This window comes from Phaeobacter sp. JH20_08 (genome assembly GCF_048056635.1).
Lineage (GTDB): Bacteria > Pseudomonadota > Alphaproteobacteria > Rhodobacterales > Rhodobacteraceae > Phaeobacter > Phaeobacter bryozoorum.
Window position 1 is genome coordinate 1 of the sequence record NZ_JAYMVV010000021.1, and the last position, 744, is coordinate 744.

General features: G+C 60.5%; 1 protein-coding gene. It reads left to right on the forward strand.

The window, feature by feature from the left end; translation table 11 throughout:
- Positions 1–717, forward strand: a 717-nt coding sequence (locus tag VWY75_RS18455) for an EF-Tu/IF-2/RF-3 family GTPase (RefSeq protein WP_416539178.1), incomplete at its 5' end; no start/stop codon positions are given.
- Positions 718–744: the final 27 nt, after the last annotated feature.

Below are 744 nucleotides of genomic sequence, written 5' to 3' on the forward strand. Positions count from 1 at the left end.
TCTTCCTACGACTACCCGGGCGACGATATCCCGATCATCGCAGGGTCCGCTCTGGCGGCGATGGAAGGCCGTGACGACGCGATCGGCGCCGACAAGATCAAGGAACTGATGGCGGCTGTTGACGATTACATCGACACGCCTGAGCGCGCTGTTGACCAGCCGTTCCTGATGCCGATCGAAGACGTGTTCTCGATTTCCGGCCGTGGTACCGTTGTGACCGGTCGTATTGAGCGCGGCGTGATCAACGTTGGCGACTCGATCGAGATCGTTGGTATCCGTGACACCTCCACCACCACCTGTACCGGTGTGGAAATGTTCCGCAAGCTCTTGGACCGTGGTGAAGCAGGCGACAACATCGGCGCGCTGCTGCGTGGTGTGGACCGTGACGGCGTTGAGCGTGGTCAGGTTCTGTGTAAGCCGGGTTCCGTGAAGCCGCACACCAAGTTCGAAGCTGAGGCCTATATCCTCACCAAGGAAGAAGGCGGTCGTCACACCCCGTTCTTCGCGAACTACCGTCCGCAGTTCTACTTCCGGACCACCGACGTGACCGGCACTGTGACCCTGCCCGAGGGTACCGAGATGGTTATGCCCGGCGACAACCTGAAGTTTGACGTTGAACTGATCGCACCGATCGCGATGGAGCAGGGCCTGCGCTTTGCGATCCGCGAAGGTGGCCGCACCGTCGGCGCCGGCGTTGTGTCGAAAATCACCGACTAAGGTCGAGTTCCCAACGGAAACTCTGGC